At 66.4% G+C, this 18,970-nt stretch carries 9 protein-coding genes; 7 read left to right on the top strand and 2 right to left on the bottom strand.

The features are described from left to right. The first annotated feature begins 65 nt into the window (after nucleotides 1-65). The 4 genes from QM693_RS06220 to QM693_RS06205 all read left to right on the top strand — a co-directional run bounded on the left by QM693_RS06220 (nucleotide 66) and on the right by QM693_RS06205 (nucleotide 4,714). Nucleotides 66-527 (top strand): Lrp/AsnC family transcriptional regulator, encoded by a 462-nt coding sequence (locus QM693_RS06220; RefSeq protein WP_009478710.1) that lies wholly within the window; start codon nucleotides 66-68, stop codon nucleotides 525-527. Further along, complete coding sequence (locus QM693_RS06215) at nucleotides 524-1,909, top strand: aspartate aminotransferase family protein (RefSeq protein WP_283351738.1); 1,386 nt, start codon at nucleotides 524-526, stop codon at nucleotides 1,907-1,909. The genes QM693_RS06220 and QM693_RS06215 overlap by 4 nt, the downstream gene beginning before the upstream one ends. Beyond that, nucleotides 1,906-3,399 (top strand): gamma-aminobutyraldehyde dehydrogenase, encoded by a 1,494-nt coding sequence (locus tag QM693_RS06210; RefSeq protein WP_283351737.1) that lies wholly within the window; start codon nucleotides 1,906-1,908, stop codon nucleotides 3,397-3,399. The genes QM693_RS06215 and QM693_RS06210 overlap by 4 nt, the downstream gene beginning before the upstream one ends. A 124-nt stretch (nucleotides 3,400-3,523) precedes the next feature. Continuing rightward, the gene (locus tag QM693_RS06205; RefSeq protein ID WP_283351736.1) at nucleotides 3,524-4,714 is read left to right on the top strand and encodes a TerC family protein; all 1,191 of its coding nucleotides are present in this window, start codon (nucleotides 3,524-3,526) and stop codon (nucleotides 4,712-4,714) included. A gap of 80 nt (nucleotides 4,715-4,794) precedes the next feature. Here QM693_RS06205 and QM693_RS06200 read toward each other — a convergent pair whose 3' ends face one another. Continuing rightward, entirely contained in the window at nucleotides 4,795-5,238 is a 444-nt protein-coding gene (locus tag QM693_RS06200) for an SPW repeat protein (RefSeq protein WP_271213923.1), read from the bottom strand. Between the two features lie 167 nt (nucleotides 5,239-5,405). On the opposite strand from QM693_RS06200, the gene QM693_RS06195 reads away from it, so the two are divergent. Together QM693_RS06195 and QM693_RS06190 are read left to right on the top strand one after the other, a co-directional pair. After that, nucleotides 5,406-5,564 (top strand): hypothetical protein, encoded by a 159-nt coding sequence (locus tag QM693_RS06195; protein ID WP_280780789.1) that lies wholly within the window; start codon nucleotides 5,406-5,408, stop codon nucleotides 5,562-5,564. A gap of 48 nt (nucleotides 5,565-5,612) precedes the next feature. Then, nucleotides 5,613-5,924 carry a hypothetical protein gene (locus tag QM693_RS06190; protein ID WP_283351735.1) on the top strand — a complete coding sequence of 104 codons (312 nt, stop codon included), beginning with the start codon at nucleotides 5,613-5,615 and terminating at the stop codon, nucleotides 5,922-5,924. Nucleotides 5,925-5,929: 5 nt separating this feature from the next. Here QM693_RS06190 and QM693_RS06185 read toward each other — a convergent pair whose 3' ends face one another. Further along, a complete protein-coding gene (locus tag QM693_RS06185; protein WP_283351734.1) occupies nucleotides 5,930-16,714 on the bottom strand; it encodes a non-ribosomal peptide synthetase in 10,785 nt (3,594 codons plus the stop codon). A gap of 414 nt (nucleotides 16,715-17,128) precedes the next feature. On the opposite strand from QM693_RS06185, the gene QM693_RS06180 reads away from it, so the two are divergent. Continuing rightward, nucleotides 17,129-18,961, top strand: coding sequence for a DUF4012 domain-containing protein (locus QM693_RS06180; RefSeq protein ID WP_283351733.1), 1,833 nt, complete (start codon nucleotides 17,129-17,131; stop codon nucleotides 18,959-18,961). Nucleotides 18,962-18,970 lie beyond the last annotated feature (9 nt).

Raw genomic sequence — 18,970 nt, 5'->3', positions numbered from 1 at the left:
AGGCGATAGTTTCGAAATGTCCGAGCCGATTGTCTTCGACACGACGAGCAAGGGAGGATTCGACCATGTCTGAGCAGCCTGCCTCTCTCGATCCCGTGTCCAAGCAGATCATCGAGCAACTTCAGGAGGATGGACGACGGTCGTACTCGGCCATCGGCAAGGTCGTCGGATTGTCGGAAGCGGCTGTACGCCAACGCGTGCAGAAGCTGATCGACACCGGCGTCACGCAGATCGTCGCGGTCACCGACCCGGTGCAAGTGGGATTCTCACGTCAGGCCATGGTCGGGATCCGCTGCTCGGGGGACGTCACCGAGATCGCCGCCCGGCTCGCGGACGTCGACGCCATCGATTACGTCGTGTTGACGGCAGGCGCGTACGACATCCTGGCCGAGATCGTGTGCGAGAACGATGACCACCTCCTGACCGTGCTCAACAAAGAAATTCGCACTATTCCCGGTGTGCTCGGCACCGAGACGATGGTGTACCTGAAACTTGTCAAACAGCAATATGATTGGGGAACCCGATGACTACGGTTACCAACTCTTCGCCCACCACGGCGCACCTCGAGGCGGCCGCCCGCCGCCATCTGTGGGGGCATTTCTCCCGGCACGGGCAGAACATCACCCCGCCGATCATCACCCGCGGTGAGGGCGCCCGGATCTGGGACACCGCCGGCAAGAGCTACCTCGACGGACTGTCCGGGTTGTTCGTGGTCCAGGCCGGGCACGGCCGCACCGAGCTCGCCGAGGCCGCCGCCAAACAGGCCGAACAGCTCGCATTCTTCCCACTCTGGTCCTACGCCACCCCACCGGCGATCGAACTCGCCGAACGCCTCGCCGGCTACGCCCCGGGCGATCTGAACCGGGTCTTCTTCACCACCGGCGGCGGCGAGGCCGTCGAAAGCGCCTGGAAACTGGCCAAGCAGTACTTCAAGAAGGTCGGCAAACCCGGCAAACACAAGGTGATCTCCCGCTCCATCGCCTACCACGGCACCCCGCAGGGCGCCCTCGCCATCACCGGCATCCCCGCCCTGAAGGCCCCGTTCGAACCGCTCACCCCCGGCGCGTTCCGGGTCCCCAACACCAACATCTACCGGGCCCCCGAACCCCTCGGCTCGGACCCGAAGGCGTTCGGGATCTGGGCCGCCGACCGGATCGCCGAGGCCATCGAATTCGAGGGCCCGGACACCGTCGCCGCCGTCTTCCTCGAACCGGTGCAGAACGCCGGCGGCTGCTTCCCGCCCCCGCCCGGCTACTTCGAGCGGGTCCGGCAGATCTGCGACGAGTACGACGTGCTGCTGGTCTCGGACGAGGTGATCTGCGCCTTCGGCCGGATCGGGTCGATGTTCGCCTGCGACGACTTCGGATACGTGCCCGACATCATCACCTGCGCCAAGGGCCTGACCTCGGGGTACTCCCCGATCGGGGCGATGATCGCCTCGGACCGGCTGTTCGAACCGTTCGCCGACGGGACCTCGATGTTCGCGCACGGCTACACCTTCGGCGGGCACCCCGTCTCGGCGGCGGTGGCGTTGGCGAACCTGGACATCTTCGAACGCGAGGGCCTCAACACCCACGTCGCCGAGCAGGCACCGGCGTTCCGGGCCACCCTCGACAAGCTCACCGACCTACCGATGGTCGGGGACGTGCGCGGCGAGGGCTTCTTCTACGGCATCGAACTGGTCAAGGACAAGACCACCAAGGAGTCGTTCACCGACGACGAGGCCGAACGGATCCTGCACGGATTCCTCTCCACCGCCCTGTTCGACGCCGGCCTGTACTGCCGCGCCGACGACCGCGGCGACCCGGTCATCCAACTCGCCCCACCCCTGATCTGCGGACAGGCCGAATTCGACGAAATCGAACACATCCTCCGCAGCGTCCTCACCGAAGCCTGGACCCTGCTGTGAACCACCAGGACCTTCCCGGGATGTACGTCGGCGGCCGCTACCGAGAGGGACGGGCGGCCGAGCGGTACGAGGTGCTCGATCCGGCCACGGGCGAGGTGATCTCCTCCCGCACCGAGGCGTCGGTGGACGACGTCGACGACGCGGTCGCCGCCGCGAAGACCGCCTACGCGGACTGGTCGACGACGAGCCCGGGCGAGCGTTCCGCCGTCCTGACCCGATGGGCCGCCGAGCTCACGGAGATGTCCGACGACATCGCACGCACCGAAACCCGGCAGACGGGCAAACCGATCAAACTGTCGACCGAGTTCGACGTTCCCGGGTCGATCGACAACGTGTCGTTCTTCGCCGGCGCGGCCCGCAACCTGGAGGGCAAGGCGTCGGGCGAGTACTCCCCCGACCACACGTCCACCATCCGCCGCGAACCGGTCGGGGTGATCGGCTCGATCGCGCCGTGGAACTATCCGCTGCAGATGGCGGCGTGGAAGGTCCTGCCCGCGGTCGCCGCAGGCAACACCATCGTGCTCAAACCGGCGGAGATCACTCCCCTCACGTCGCTGCTGTTCGCGGAGGCCGCGTCCCGAGCCGGAATGCCGGACGGCGTCGTCAACGTGATCACCGGCCGCGGCGTGACGACCGGGTCGTCGCTGGTGTCGCACCGGGACGTGAGCATGGTGAGTTTCACCGGGTCGACACCCGTGGGACGGCAGATCGCGGGCGCCGCGGCGGGCAAACGACTCCATCTGGAACTGGGCGGGAAGGCCCCCTTCGTGGTGTTCGACGACGCCGATCTCGAGGCCGCGATCAACGGAGCCGTCGCCGGTGCCCTCATCAACTCGGGCCAGGACTGCACCGCGGCCACCCGCGCCTACGTGCAGCGGCCGCTGTACGACGACTTCGTCGCCGGGGTGGCCTCGCTGATGGACACCGTCCGGCTCGGTGATCCGTCCGATCCCGGCACCGACATGGGTCCGTTGGTGTCGCGGCGACAGCAGCAGCACGTCGCCGGGTTCATCGATCGCGCCCGCGACACCGGGGCGAAGATCGTCCGCGGCGGATCCGTCCCCGGGGGCGATCTCGCATCCGGCTTCTACTACGAGCCGACGCTCGTCGTGGGTGCCGACCAGTCCAGTGAGATCGTGCAGCGGGAGATCTTCGGCCCGGTTCTCGTCGTCCTGCCGTTCGAAAACGATCCGGACGGAATCGCACTCGCCAACGACACCGACTTCGGGCTGGCGGCGTCCGCGTGGACACGGGACCTGTACCGGGCCCAGACCGCCTCCCGCGACATCGCCGCGGGCTGTGTGTGGATCAACGACCACATCCCGATCATCAGCGAGATGCCCCACGGCGGGTACAAGGCGTCCGGTTACGGCAAGGACATGTCGACGTACTCGCTCGACGAGTACACCAACGTCAAGCACGTCATGTCCGACATCACCGGAACCGCCAGGAAGGACTGGCACCGGACGGTGTTCGGCGACCGACGATGAGCCCGGTCGCCGGGACGGAAGCACGGGTGCCGTCCCGGCGACAGCGGCGGTTCTGCCAAGTCGCGCCCCGCGCGCGACTACGCTGACGAACAGGCGCGTTCGCTTCAGCTGAAAGGCAGAGACGATGCATGTGACCCCGTTCGCCTGGATTGTGACGATCATCGTGATCGTCGCGCTGCTCGCGTTCGACTACTTCTTCCACGTCCGCCACGCGCACATCCCGACGCTGAAGGAAGCGGCGATCTGGTCGTCGATCTACGTCGGCCTCGCGCTGCTCTTCGGCGTCGCGGTCCTGATCTTCGGCGGCGTCGACATGGGTTCGGAGTATTTCGCCGGCTACGTCACGGAGAAGGCGCTGTCCGTCGACAACCTCTTCGTCTTCCTCATCATCATGTCCAGCTTCCGGGTGCCGCGCGAAGACCAGCAGAAGGTCCTGCTGTTCGGCATCGTGTTCTCGATCTTCGCCCGGACGGCGTTCATCTTCCTCGGCGCCGCGCTCATCAACTCGTTCGCGTGGATCTTCTACTTCTTCGGCCTCATCCTGCTGATCACCGCCGGCAACCTGCTGCGACCCGAGACCGAGGATTCGCACTCGGCCGACAACTTCATCATCCGGATCGCGAAGAAGTTCATGCACACCACCGAGCACTACGACGGCGACAAACTCTTCACCATCGAGAACGGCAAGCGGGCGATGACGCCGATGCTGCTGGTGATGGTCGCGATCGGCGGCACCGACATCCTGTTCGCGCTCGACTCCATTCCCGCGATCTTCGGCCTCACCCAGAACGTCTTCGTCGTCTTTACGGCCACCGTGTTCTCGCTGATGGGTCTTCGACAGCTGTACTTCCTGCTCGACGGACTCCTCGACCGCCTCATCTACCTGTCGTTCGGACTCGCCGCGATCCTTGCGTTCATCGGGGTCAAGCTGATCCTGCACGCGCTGCACGAGAACAACCTGCCGTTCGTCAACGACGGCGAACCCGTGAATGTCGTCGAAATCAGCACCTTCGTGTCGCTCGGAGTCATCATCGGCATCCTCGTGATCACCGTCATCGCGTCGCTCACGAGCCAGAAGGGCAGAGCGCAGTCCGCGATCGCCGGTGCCCGGCGGCACGCGATCAACTACCTCGACCTCGATTACACCGCCGACAAGGCAGAGCGCGAACGGATGTACGACAAGCTGATCAACGAGGAGGAACAACTCAAGAAGCTCGACCCGAAGTTCAAGAAGATGGTCCGCGAAGAAACCGCACTCATGGACCTCATCAAACGCTCCCACCAGGAGCACGACGCGTTCCTCAAACAAAATTAGGTGAACTCACAGAAGCGCCCACCGAGTCGGCGGGCGCTTTTGTGACTCGTGCCCCATCCCCATGAAGGCACGCGCCGCGACTACCTCCTCCTCATCCGCATTCCGCCGTCCGCCATCCCCATGGCGGTGATGCCCAGGCCCAGCAGACAGACGACGATGCCGCAGATCACGTTCGACCAGATCATTCCCGCCGTGGTGGTTACTCCGACGACCAGCCACGGGCTGACGATCATCCACAGACCCAGCAGCGGCGCGACGAACGCCATGCCGTGTGTGCGTGAGTAGGCCGACGTGAAGCCGACGGCAAGCAGTGCCACCGCAACACCCGACAACAGATTGCACATCGCCAGGCCCGACTGGCTCGCGAACCCGATAATCCACGGCGACGCCGCCATGTAGAGGCCCGCCATGAACATCAGGCCTTCGGTGACCTGCGTCATCGGCTGTTCCGAGACTCGGTCGTAGCGAGCCCGCAACTCGGCGATATCAGGGTGTCTCTCGATCGACATACCTGGTGTCGTCATCACCCACCTCCTTGAAAAGAGAACCAATCCCTACCGAAGGGGGTGCCCCGAACTTGACAGGGCAAACCAGCGATAACCAGGTAATTTTTGCGAGTTTGTGCTACCGACCAGTCCCCACGGACCGCGGCGCCCTTGGGCAAGCGTCCAGGGGCGGGCATACTCGAATTGTGTGGTGGATTGCCTGGGTCGCGTTGGTGTGGATAGCGCTGTCGGTGCCGCTCGCGATCCTCATCGGGAAAGCGATACGGCAGAAAGACCTGCACGAACTGCCCGCCAAAGAGGACGCGACGAGTAAGAACGACCCTCCCGACCGAACGGTCGCATGACCGCGCCCCACCGGGTGCGGTCCCGCTGCAGCTTGGAAGAATGACGGGATGGCGCTGCCCTTCTATCCACTCGTGTTCATGAACCTGTTGTTTGCGGCGACCACACTGTGCCTTGCACGACCCTCCCGCGCGGCCGCCGCAGCCACCGTCGCTGCCGCCGTGCTGTGGATATTCGGCAACGGCCCGCTCGAGGGTCAAGTGCTGTGGGAGTTCGACGCCACGCACGGCCTCACGGTGTCCGATCTGCTGTCCGTTGCGGCCGTCGCCATCGCCGTCTGGACGTTCTCGACCACCGGGGACCGACCGTCGGCTCGACGGACCGGGCGACGCCGCCGAACGCCGTTCCGGACCCGGTACTGACCGGGTCAGCCGCTCAGGGCCGACCCGACCACCCTCAACACCCCAGGTGACGTCATGTGCCAATGCGCACTGTCGACGAGGCGGTTCCGGACAGCGCCCGTCACGTGGGGCTCCCAACTCGCTGCCGCCGCCGATCCCGTCGGATCGTCCCGGCCGGCAGTGAAGAACGCGACATCACCTCGAAAGACGCCCGGGGTATGGCGCTCGAGCAGCGCGCAGTTGTGTGCGGCGCTCTCGATCAGCCTGTGGAGTTGGTCGCGGCTGAGAACGGCCGTGGGGCCGCCCGTCGCCGCCAGTAGGTCCACCGCCGATTCGGGTGTCATGTCCGCAACGGCCGCCGGCACGTCCGCATCGACGCCGATTCCCGCCAGCAGGTCGCCCGCGCTCAACGGCATCTCGGTGTCCCTCGGGTCCGGCTGCTGCGCGTAACTGTCGAGCATCACGACGGTCGCCACCTCGTCACCCGCAGCCTGGAGTTGCACCGCGACTGCATGCGCGAGGACTCCGCCGAGCGACCAACCCAGGAGTTCGTACGGCCCGCGGGGTTGGATCTTGCGGATCTCCTCCACGTACCTCGCCGCGAGATCGTCGATCGACGCCGGCGGCGAGTCCTCGCCTGTGATCGCCGGCGACTGAAGGCCGTAGATCGGCCGTTCGGGATCGATCCTGGACGTCAGACCCGTGTAACACCAGGCGAGACCCACAATCGGGTGGATGCAGAACAGCGGCCGCCCCTCCCCTGCCGACCGGATGGGGAAGAGGACATCGAGCGCCCCGTCACGGTGCCGATCGGCCGAACTCAACCGTGCCGCTATCGAACTCGGGGTCGGATCCGTCATCACCGTCTGCAGCGGAACCGCAACACCGGTGGACGCCTCGAGCGCACTCACCACGCGGACAGCCAGCAGAGAGTTGCCGCCCAGCTCGAAGAAATTGTCGTCCGCGCCGACCCTCTCGATACCCAGCAGCTCCGCGAAGGCGGTGGCCACCGCGACCTCGGTGTCCGTCACCGGGGCGCGGAACGCCCGGGGTTCGAACCGCGGCTTCGGAAGCGCACGCCTGTCGAGCTTCCCGGCCGACGCCAGGGGCAGCTCGTCCAGAACCATGATCTGCGACGGCACCATGTACGCGGGTAGCCGTTCTCGGGCAGACGCCACCAATGCGTCGGTATCGATCCGCCGGCCCTGTTCGGCCACGACGTAACCGACGAGGTGGTCACCGCCACGCTCGTCCGAGACCAGCGCCACGGCGGCCTGGGACACCCCCGCCGCCGCCTCCAGCACCGACTCGGTCTCCCGGAGTTCGATTCGCAGGCCACGCAACTTGACCTGGAGGTCCGTTCGGCCCAGGTACACCAGCTGGCCAGTTCGGGTCCATTTCACGAGATCGCCTGTGCGGTACAGGCGGTCCCCTTCCCGGCCGAAGGGGTCGGCTACGAATCGTTCCGCGGTGAGCTCGCTGCGTCGCACATAGCCGCGGGCCAGTTGGTCGCCGCCGAGATAGAGCTCGCCGGCCACACCCACCGGAACCGGATTCAGCCGTGCGTCCAGCACGTACGCCCGGGTGTTCCACACCGGCGCACCGATCGGCACTCGCGCATCCACGGATTCGCCCAGCCTGAAGGTTGTCGTGGTGATCGCCGCCTCGGTGGGACCATACGTATTGTGGAATGCGCCCGGACGGAGAGCGATCACGTCCTCCGCGAGCTCGGACGCCACCTCCTCGCCGCCCACATGGAGGTGCCGTAGCGAGGACAGGGCCTCCCCCTCACCGATCGCGAGGAACGCGGCCAGGACCGACGGCACGAAATGCATCATCGTGATCCGGTGCTCGCGGATGACGGCCGCCAGATAACCGAGGTCGCGATGCCCGCCGGGCCGCGTCACCACCAGTTGGGCACCCACGATCAGGGGCAGGAAGATCTCCCACACCGAGACATCGAACGTGTACGGAGCCTTGAGCACTCCGCGGTCGTCGGCGGTGACCTCGTACTCCTCGGCGAGCCAGCGCAACTGATTCACGATTGCCGCGTGGCTGACGGCCACGCCCTTGGGGCGTCCCGTCGATCCCGACGTGAAGAGAACGTAGGCGGTGTTCTGCGGCCGCAGCGGACGCACCCGGTCGGCATCGCAGATCGGGTGCGAACCGAACCCGGACAGATCGACGGTGTCGATGTCGACGCGTGCGATACCGGCAGGCAAGGACACGCGCGTCCACGACGTGGTCAACACCAGATCCGTTGCTGCGGAGCTCAGCACGTCCTCGATACGCTCCGCCGGATGGTCCGGGTCGAGGGGCACGTAACCACCGCCGGCCCGGAGGACGGCGCACATTCCGACGATCATGTCCGGCGAGCGCTCGAACGCAAGCGCCACGAGGGAGTCCGGGCCCACTCCACGCTCGACGAGCAGCCTCGCCAGGCGGTTGACGCGCAAGTCCAGCTCGCCGTACGTCAACGCATCGCCCTCGAAGACCACGGCAACAGCACCTGGGACGCGGGCCACCTGAGCATCGAGAAGATCGACCAGCGTCGCTGCGCCCAACTCCACGTCCGTCGAATTCCACGTGTCCAGCATCCGGGCCGTCTCGTCGTCCGTCAGCAAGGACAGCTCGCAGACCCGACCTCCCGATTGCGTTGCGAAAGCCTCCGCGACGCGCACCAAACCGCTGGCGAACCGATCCGCCGTCTCCGAATCGAACAACTCGGTGGAGTACGTGAGCGTCCCGGAGACACCGGCCGGGTCACCGTTCGCGTCGTAGCTGTCCGAGAGCGAGAAGTCGAGATCGAACTTGGTGACCTGCGCATCGATGTCGAGCGGCGCGATGGTCAGTCCCGGCAGTTCCAGCGCCGCCGCGGCCTGGTTCTGAAATGCGAGCATGACCTGGAACAGCGACGAATACGATTGCGAACGAGCCGGGTTCAGAATCTCGACCAGCCGCTCGAACGGCACCTCCGCGTGGGCCAGCGCCCCGAGATCGGTCTCGCGGACCTGGTCCAGAACGTCGAGGAGGGAGGCGCCGGGATCCACCTCGGTACGCAGTACCAACGTGTTGACGAACATGCCGACCACGTCGTCGAGCACCCGTTCACCGCGGCCAGCGACCGGAGTGCCGATCACGATGTCCGAGGTCCCCGTCAGGCGCGCCAGCAACACCGCCAGAGCGGCGTGCATCACCATGAACAGGGTCGTATTGTGTTGTTGTGCAATATCACCGAGACGTCGATGCGTGTCGGCACCGATGGTCACGGGGACGACGGCACCCCGGTTGATGCGCGTCGCGGGCCGGGGGCGGTCGGTCGGAAGCTCGAGGAACTCGGGTATCCCCGCGAGTCTGCGCGTCCAGTAGTCGATCTGCGTCGCCGCCAGTGATTCCGGGTCGCCTTCGTCGCCCAGCACCTCCCGCTGCCACAGCGCGAAATCGACGTACTGAACCTCGAGCGGTGTCCACCCGGGACGTTCGCCCCGCGACCGCGCCAGGTACGCCGCCGCCACATCCCGCGCCAGCGGCGCCATGGAGAAGCCGTCCGCGCTGATGTGGTGCACCACCACGACCAGGATCAGTTCGTTGTCGCTCACCCGCAGCAGTCGCCCACGGATCGGGACCGACGCCGAGACGTCGAATCCTCGTGCGACGACCGAGAGTACGTGGGCGTCGACAGCGTCTTCGGCGACGATTGTCGGGGACAGATCCAACTCCACAGTTTCTGCGGGCATCACGATCTGCAGCGGCTCGCCGTCGTGTTCCGGGAACACCGTCCGGAGAGATTCGTGCCGTTCCAGCACGTCGTGCACCGCCTGCTGCAGTGCGGGCACGTTCAGCGCTCCGGTCAACCGCACGGCCAGGGGCATGTTGTAGGCCGGGGATGCCGGGTCGAAGTGGCTCAGGAACCACATCCGCTGCTGCGCCGGCGACAAGGGAATGCGTTCCGGTCGAGGCCGCCTCGACAGGACCGGGCGGTTACCTGTACCCAGCACCGAAGACACCTGCTCGGCAAGCGCCTCCACCGTCGACGCCTCGAACAGCATCCGGACCGGCACGTGCGCGTTCAGCGCCTCACCCAATCGGGCGGCCGCCTGCGTCGCGATCAGCGAGTTACCGCCCAGTGCGAAGAATTCGTCGTCGAGCCCGACCTGTTCCACCGCGAGCACCTCGGCGAAGACGGCGACAACGGCCTCCTGCACCGGCGACACGGGTGCCCGGAAGACCCTCGACTCGAGTACCGGCGCCGGCAACGCCTTCACGTCGATCTTGCCCGAGGGGTTGAGAGGAAATGCGTCGAGCACCACGACTGCGGCAGGCACCAGATACGACGGCAACACGTCTTCGAGTCTCTTGCGCAACAACTCGACGTCGAGGGACCCGCGGGGCACGACATACGACACCAACGCGTCGGCACCGGCCGCGTTGGGCCGGGCCACCGTGATCGCACCGTCGACGTCGGCGACCCGGGTGATCACCGCGTCGACCTCCCCCGGTTCGATGCGGACGCCACGAATCTTCACCTGCCGGTCCACTCGAGCGATGAACTGCAGATTGTCGTCGGCGCGGCGATGCACCAGGTCGCCGGTCCGGTACATGCGGGTACCGCCCGCACCCGCAACGAACCGCACCGCGGTCCGCCCAGGATCACCGACGTAGCCGCGCGCCAGTCCGGAACCGGACAGATACAGCTCGCCGATCGCACCGACGGGAACCGGGCGCAAGCGGTCGTCGAGCACCCGACCGGTGGTGCCGGTAATCGGTCCACCGATGGTCACGTGGCGCTCGACCGCGGCGAGGGTGGCGACGACGGTCGACTCCGTCGGCCCGTACGCATTGAGCATCCGCCGGCCGTCGCTCCATGCCGCGGCAAGATCGGGATGCAGAGCCTCTCCGCCGACCGCAACGACGTCGATGTGCTCGAGCCCGTCCGTGCTCAGAGACGCCAGCACTGCCGGTGTCGACAGATAATGGCTCACCCGGTATTCGACGAGCACTCGGTGCAGATCCGGTCCCGCATACACCTCGGCGGGGGCGACCACCAGGCAGGCACCCGAACCGAACGCGAGCAGCGCCTCGAGGAGCGCGGCGTCGAAGGTGGGGTTGTAGGCGTGGAGCACCCGCGAGTCCGACGTGACCCGGTACCGACGCACCGCTTCCTCGGTCAGCGAGGACACACCGCGGTGGGGCACCATCACCCCCTTGGGCGTACCGGTGGAACCCGACGTGTAGATGACGTACGCCACCTCGTCCGGATGCACCGGAACATGCACCGGAGCCACATCTTTCAGATACTCGCCCGCGGTGACCGGCAGCCACGCGATCCGCGAACCGCCCACCGACATCTCCCCGACGCCGACACACACGTCGGCCTCGGTCAGCACCCTCTCCAGACGCTCCGCCGGATGTGTCGGATCCACCGGGAGGAAGGCAGACCCGGTCTTGGTGATGGCCCACAACGCAATCATGAAATCCACCGACCGCGGCAGGGCGAGCGCGATCACGCGGCCCGGCCGCGCACCTGCGTCGATCAGGACCCGCGCCAACGAATCGGATCGCGCGTCGAGGTCACGGTAGGTGAGGGTCACGGCACCGTCGGAGAGCGCCGGCACGGTCGGGAAGTTGCGGGCAGTGCCGGCCAGAATCTCGGAAAGGGTTCTCGGTTCGGAAGGTTCGCCGCCGTCGAGGACTGCGCCGGCGGCGAGGCCGATGCTGCCCACGTCGATCTCGGGGCGGTCGGTGACGACGGCCAGCACGTCCACGAACAACTCGGCCAGCGATCGAACGGTCGCGGCGTCGAACAGCGACGGCGTGTAGGTGACGACACCGTCCACTCCGACCGGGTCGTGATCCGACCAGCGCTCCGAGTACGTGAAGGCCAGATCGAACGGCGTCGGCGTTGTGTGGTTCTCCGAGGTCGGTGCGAGCGCCAGCGACACCTGCGGTCGCTCGCCACCGAGCAGGTCGGCCAGGGCCTCGATCGGCACGTCCGCGTCCTGGAAAGCCGCAACATCGAAGCTGCGGACCTGCTCGAGGACCTCGAGGAACGACATGTCCGGGGTGACGCTGGCCCGCAGCGCCACCATGTGGGCGCGATCTCGTGTCAGCCCCGCATTGCCGCCGATGACGATGTCGCGGTGAACACCGATGCGTGCGAGCAGGATTGCGAGAGCCGCCCGCAACACCGTGAACAGCGTCACGCTCTGCTCGCGCGCCAACCGCAGGGCTGCCTCGTGGCGATCGGAGCCGATCGCGAACTCGTGCACGCAGTCCGACGGGGAGATGGCTCCCCCGACTACCCGATCGGTCGGCACCGGCGACGACGACCCGACGCCGCGCAACGCCCGCTGCCACCGGGCGAGGCTGCTGTCTCCGGATGTCCCCGGCAGTCGCTCCAGTCGCCCGTCGAGATACCGCCCTCGGTCCCCGGTTCGGTACATCCGTACTCCCCCGGCTCCCTCCGTACCCTCGGGCACGAACGGGTCTGCCACGAACCGTTCGGCAGTACCCCCGGGCCGACGGTGGAATCCTCGGGCAACCTGCTGCCCTCCCACATACAGTTCCCCGACCGTGCCGGGCGGAACGGGCCGCAACGCCCGGTCCAGCACGTAGATGCGGGACCCGGCATCCAGTTCGGCGGGTTGCGCAGGCTCGCGGTCCCGTCGATCGCGCCCCACCGTCCCGCCATCGACGAGTGGATCCCAGATGTCCGCCACCACGGCGTCGCAGTCGTTGCCCGACCATGCCAGCACATTCGCGTGGGTCACCGCGACCGGTTCCGAGCCCACGGGGCAGAGCACATAGGCAACGCGGTCGGGGTGAATCGGTTCCGACTTCGACGCGGTGACGTCGCGGTCGTCATCGTTGTTCAGCTCGACCTCGTCGAGCAGCACTGTCGGATATCCGCCGTGCGGGATCGCTCCGGCATCGGCACGACTGATGAGCAGCAGTGTCGGCACCACGTCGGCCAGCATGTACCGGATGCGTTCGGTGGGATGGTCGGGAGTCAGGGGCAGGCAGGTTGCGCCCGCCCGCAGCACGGCGATGTGCGCAACGACCTTGTCGACCCAGTTCGACAGTCCGACAGCGACAATGCTCGAATCTCCGATTCCGGACGCTCTCAGTGTCCGCGCCAGCCGGTCGGAGCGACGGTCGATCTCGGCATAGGAGAGCACCTCCCCACCGCAGCTGACGGCTGCGGCGTCCGGGCGGTCGGCAACTCGTTGCAGAAAGACCTCGGGCAACGACATGCCCCGGTGCGTTGAATCCCTCGTTCCACCGATGGCTCCGGCCCGCTCGTTCGGCGTCAGCAGGTCGATCGAGCTCAGCGCAACGCCGGGGTTGTCGGCGACCACCACGAAGAGCCGGTGCAGCCGCCGCGTCCATTGCTCCACGGTCTGTTGCTCGAAACGAGATGCTGCGTAACGCAATACCCCCTCGATCCGGTCGCCGTGGCCGTCGACCCGACCGCGCAGCGATACCACCAGATCCAGGCCGTCGAACTCCCGCACCGGCTCCGCTTCCACCGACAGCATCACCTGGAAGAGCGGGTGACGATCCGGCGAAAGCTCTTGCCCGACAGCATCGACCACCTGCGCGAACGGGACCGCACCGTGCGCACGTGCAGCCTGCTCGGCGCGGTGGGTTTCGACCAGGAACTCCTCGAACGTCAGACGTGGATCCAGTCTGCTTCGCAGCACCAGAGGGTCGGAATCGTGACCGTCCCGTCCGTCGGCGCAGTCCGGCAGGACCGCTCCGATGGCGAGGTCGTCCTCACCGCTCACGACGGACGACAACACGGCCACGGCCGCGTGCACGACCGTGAAGAGCGAGACCTCGTGCCGGGCCGCCAGGTGGTGCACATCCCGGCACACGGCGGGATCCACGGCGAACGGAACCACACCGGTGAGAGCCCCGGAGTTCACCGAGACTTCGTGGTCCACCGGCAACGGCAGGGAACTCGGCAGACCCCTGAGCTGCCTTGTCCAGTAGCGCAATTCGCGTTCATACGGCGCGGGAATCGGCAACGCGGATCGATCGACCTTGCCGCTGGGGGTGAGCGGCACCGCATCGAGAACCGTGACCGTCGAGGGCACCATGTACGCCGGCAGCCGCTCCGCCACGCCGGCGAGAACGTCGTCCGGATCCAGGCCGGTGCCGTGAACGTAACCATCCACCACCAACTCACCGTTCCGGTCGTGTGCCACGGCGATGGCCGTGTCGACACCCGGATGCCGACCGAGGATTGCGGTGATCTCGCCCAGTTCGACCCGGAATCCGCGGATCTTCACCTGATCGTCGGCCCGGTCCACGAATTCCAACTCGTGGTCCTTCGACCACCGGACGAGATCGCCCGTCCGGTACATGCGTCGCAGATCGGTCGCGAACGGATTGGCGACGAAACGAGTCGCGCTCGCACCCGGCCGCTCCAGGTATCCGCGGCCCACTCCCGGACCGGACAGGTACAACTCGCCCACCACTCCGGCCGGCACGGGCTGCAGGAAACGGTCCAACACCACTGCGGACACACCTTCGATCGGTCGCCCGATCGTGGTGCGGGAACCGGGGACGAGTGCGTCGGTGGCCGTGGCCCACACGGTCACTTCCGTCGGACCGTACAGGTTCAGCACGGTGCGCCCCACGCCCCACCGCGCCACCAGTTCCGGCGGGCAGACCTCGCCCGCGACGGCGAGTACCTCGAGATCGGTCAATCCAGCCGGATCCATCTGCGCTGGGACGGCCGGTGTGGTGGTCCAGTGGGTGATCCGCTCCCGCTGCAGCAGCTCGGCGAGCGCTTTCCCTCCGCGCACCGGCGGCGGCGCGATCACCAGCGTCGCGCCCGCCGTGACCGCGACCAGCAACTCGTGAATCGAGGCGTCGTACGAGGGCGACGCGCACATCAGCACTCGCGAGCGGGAATCTGCTGCGTAGAGACGACGCAATGCGGCAGCGTGATTCGCAAGTCCCCAATGGGGCATGGTGATACCGCGAGGCGCCCCGACCGAGCCGGACGTGTAGATGACATACGCCGCGTTGTCCAGCCTGATCGGGTGTGCCAGTTCAGCATCGGCGACAGGTGCGCCGTTCCCCGGCGCATCGGCCACATCCACCCACTCGACACCGGGAGGCACCACCTCCGGTTCCGTTGCGACAGCGATGGTGACGCCTGATTCGTCGATCATGTGCGCGATGCGTTCGGCCGGATAGTCCGGGTCCACCGGAACGAACGCCGCACCGCAACGCGCGACGGCCCACACCGCGACCACCTGTTCGATCGAACGGGGCAGCATCAACGCAACGCGGTTGCCGACGCCCACACCCTGCGCGAGCAGTCTGCGCGCGAGCCGATTCGATCGCTCGTGCAGAGCGCGGTAGGTCATCTCGACATCGCCACAGCGAACGGCAACCGTGTCGGAATCCACTGTCAGGTCGAACATGTCCGGAAGGGTGAGCGACGACACCGAGGGAGGGCCGGTGAGAGGCACGAGCGCCTCGAGTTCGTCGTCGGTGAGCAAAGGCAGGCTGCCGACCGCCGCCTCGGCATCCGCGCCGACGAATCCGCCCAGATACTCCAGAAATCTCTCGTGGTGTCCCGCAAGTTCGTCTCGTTCGTACACCGCCGGGTTGCCCTCGAAGTCCACGCGCACGTTCTGGCCGGCGGCACCCGGATAGATCGCCACCGCAAGGTCGTCGACCGGGCCGGCGGTGAGAACGTTCAATTCACCGAGTACCTCACCCCACCACGTCTCGGTGTGGAACATCATGATGTTGACCATCGGCCCGAAGCCGCGGCCGACGCGGGAGGTCGACCGCATGTCGTGGAGGATGTCTTCGTACCGGAAACGTTGATGTCGCAGCGCACCGGTCAGTTCCAGCTGGACACGGCGCACCAGGTCGTGGGTAGTCCCGTGCGCATCCACCGCGATCCGGAGCGGAACGATGTTGGCCACACTGCCGCCCGAACGGCGCGCGCCCGCGGTGGTGCGAGCAGACACCGGGAGACTCAGCACGACATCCGAATTGCCCGTCATCCGCGCGAGAAATGCGGCGAACGCCGCGACCACGATCGGTACCTCGAACGAATTCCACTCTCGAGCGAGTGCTTCCAGCTCGTCGACGACGCCGGGATCCATCACCTTGCTGGCGAGCAACGACACAGCCGACGGGGCGCTCTCCCGGTCGGTCAAACGGGAGGGCTCGGGCAGGTTCGCCGTTCGTTCGGCCCAGTACTCTCGGTCGATCTCGAATCGGCGGGACCGCGGGTACGCGTCCTCGGCCTCGTACAGTTCGCGAAGCGGCAGGGCCTTCGACGCAGGAGCTTCGGTGCGCTCGACCGCGTGCGTGTAGAGCTCGGCGACCCGATTCATCAGCACCATGGCGCCGTAGCCGTCGAGGATCAGGTGGTGCGCGAAGGTGGTGAGGAAGTAGTGGTCACGGCCGACGTGCAGCAGTGTCGCCGAAATCAGCCGGTCCCGGTACACCGACATGGGGCGGCGTCGCCGCTCGTCCATCCATCGGTGCGCGTCCGCCACGGGATCTTCACGGGACCGCAGGTCGACGTAGGCGAGTTCGTCGTCGATCGTCTCGTCCGCCAACTGGTACGGCTCACCCGCGTAGTCGACGATCCGAACCCCGGGGGACTCGATGTCGAACGAGCCCTGCTCGGACGCCCACTTCAACGCTCCGACGTCCACAGGCCCACGCAGCTCGACGTACTGCGCGACGAGAATGGGGACGTTCGGTTCCAACTGCTGCGCGAACCACAGTCCCTTTTGGGCATGCGAGAGCGGGAATGCACGTGAATCCACGTCACCTGCAGTCTTGCGCGGGAACCCCGAGCCCACTATCTGTCCCCCGATCTACAACTTTGACGAACAGCCCGAAAGCGGGCCGTATACGTATGGGTGTTGCAGAGGAAATCGTTACGGTGACCCTACTCGCAGTCCCAGCTCGTGCGCAGCGCTCGTGCGGCGGGTACCCGTGCCACCACCGAACAGGAACATGACGACGCTTACCCTTACTCTTTGATAACCGGAACAGACACGGACACTGGAGGATACGACAGGTTGGCGCAAGTCCACGAACTTCGCAGAAAACGGGAGTGCGGCAGCGGAAACCGTCATCATGACACGACCGGCAGTAGTCCTGCGCATTCCTCCCGCGACTGGCAGTTCAGCTACGCGACCAGAAACCTTATCCTCGATAGCTAGGAGCAGACCTGAATGGACGCGAAGTCGCCCAACAACTCCCACAGCGACGGTTCGATACCAGCTGAGGCGCCGACGGCGCCGCGCCGATGGACCGTACGCCGGCGCGTACTGACCGGTGTAGGCGTTGCCGCCGTCGCCGTCGTCGCATGGTTCGGCTTCTCGGCCTGGCAGGTCCAGCACAACCTCACCGGCGCGCGGGACAACGCGCAGCTCGCGAAGGATTCACTGCTCGACGGCGACACGGAGGGCGCCCAGCGAGCGGCGGCCGAAGCCCGGGAACGGGCGGAGGGTGCACAGGACAACCTGCACTCGGTCCCGTGGAGTTCCCTGGCAGCCGTGCCCGGCGTCGGAGCCCCGTTCGAATCGGCGCAGCAGATGTCCGACGTCGTAGTCGGGCTCACTCGCGACGTTCTCACACCCGCGGTCGACGTCGGCGTCGCGTTGTCACCCCGGGATCTGATCGGCGAGGGCGGCAGCGTACAACTCCAGCCGCTGCGCGACGCGGCCCCGGCGCTGCAGGAGACATCGACTGCAGCGCGGAACCTGGCAACTCAGGCACAGGGCATTCGAGGCGCGGGATACGTCGGCCTGGTGGACGATGCGCGGACCGAGTTACAGAATCAGACCGACGACGTGGCAAAACTTTTGGAAAACACGACGATCGGCGCCAAAGTACTTCCGGCCATGCTGGGCCTCGACGGCCCGCGGAGCTACTTCCTCGCGTTTCAGACCAACGCGGAGGCACGCGCCACCGGCGGACTCGTCGGCGGTTACAGCGTCATCCGCGCCAGCGACGGAAAGCTGGGCATCGAGAAGCTCGGCAAGAACACCGAAGTGTCCTACGACAAGCGACCTCTCGATCTCGGCCCCGACTACAAGAGCATGTACGGCAACTACAATCCCTCGGTCGACATCCGAAACAGCAACCTGAGCTCCCACTTCCCGTACGCCGGCCGGATCTGGCAGTCGATGTGGGCGCAGGAGTCGGGTGAGCAGGTGGACGGAGCAATCGCGACGGATCCTGTGGCACTGAGCTACGTCCTGGCCGCCGTCGGCCCGGTCACCCTGCCCGATGGGGAGGTTGTCGATGCCGGAAACGTCGTGGAACTGACCGAATCCACCGCGTACACCCGATTTATCACCGACGAGGCCAATTACCACGCCGACAACGCCGACCGCAAGGAATACCTGCAGACCATCGCCGGGAAAGTCGTCGAGAAGATGACCGGCAAGATCGAATCACCCCAGCGACTTCTCGACGCGGTCGGGAGGGCCGCCGGGGAGCGACGCATCGCCGTGTGGAGTGCGCATCCGGAAGAGCAGGCGATTCTCGCCGACACCACGCTGGGATACACAGTGCCCCAGGATCCCGCCCCGTACGCAGGCGTCGTGATCAACAACAACGGCGGCAACAAGCTGGACTACTACCTCGAACGCGAGATCGACTACACCGCCGGCGACTGCACAGGTGACACACGTGCGACCGCCGTCACCGTACGGCTGACCAACAACACGCCGGACACCAACTTTCCTCGCGTTGTCGCAGGCACTTTCAAGGACAAGCCGCTGCCATACGGCACCAACCTCGCCATGGTGTCGCTACTGTCGACCAACGGCGCGACCCTGACGAAGGCGAGCATCGACGGCAAGCAGTCGTTCGCCATCCAGGGAAAGGAGCTGGGTCACCCGATCTTCACAGTCCCCGTCACCATCCCGAAGGGCGCGACCGTCGAGTTGCGGTTCGAACTGAACGAACCCACCGCACCGGGTGAGGCGCGGGTGCCGGTCCAGCCACTCGTCGACGATCCGAAAGTGACCGTCAATGCGCCAGTGTGCGGTGGATGATCCTTTCGT

It is taken from the genome of Rhodococcus sp. IEGM 1305 (assembly GCF_030058635.1).
Classification (GTDB): Bacteria; Actinomycetota; Actinomycetes; order Mycobacteriales; family Mycobacteriaceae; genus Rhodococcus_F; species Rhodococcus_F opacus_D.
The sequence above is the reverse complement of the archived record's forward strand: the minus strand, read 5'-3'. Positions and strand labels throughout refer to the sequence as shown.

Bases quoted from the DNA above. Each gene is read 5' to 3' on its own strand.
- QM693_RS06220 (WP_009478710.1), top strand. From the start codon at position 66: ATGTCTGAGCAGCCTGCCTCTCTCGATCCCGTGTCCAAGCAGATCATC.
- QM693_RS06215 (WP_283351738.1), top strand. From the start codon at position 524: ATGACTACGGTTACCAACTCTTCGCCCACCACGGCGCACCTCGAGGCG.
- QM693_RS06205 (WP_283351736.1), top strand. From the start codon at position 3,524: ATGCATGTGACCCCGTTCGCCTGGATTGTGACGATCATCGTGATCGTC.
- QM693_RS06200 (WP_271213923.1), bottom strand. From the start codon at position 5,238: ATGACGACACCAGGTATGTCGATCGAGAGACACCCTGATATCGCCGAG.
- QM693_RS06190 (WP_283351735.1), top strand. From the start codon at position 5,613: ATGGCGCTGCCCTTCTATCCACTCGTGTTCATGAACCTGTTGTTTGCG.
- QM693_RS06180 (WP_283351733.1), top strand. From the start codon at position 17,129: ATGGACGCGAAGTCGCCCAACAACTCCCACAGCGACGGTTCGATACCA.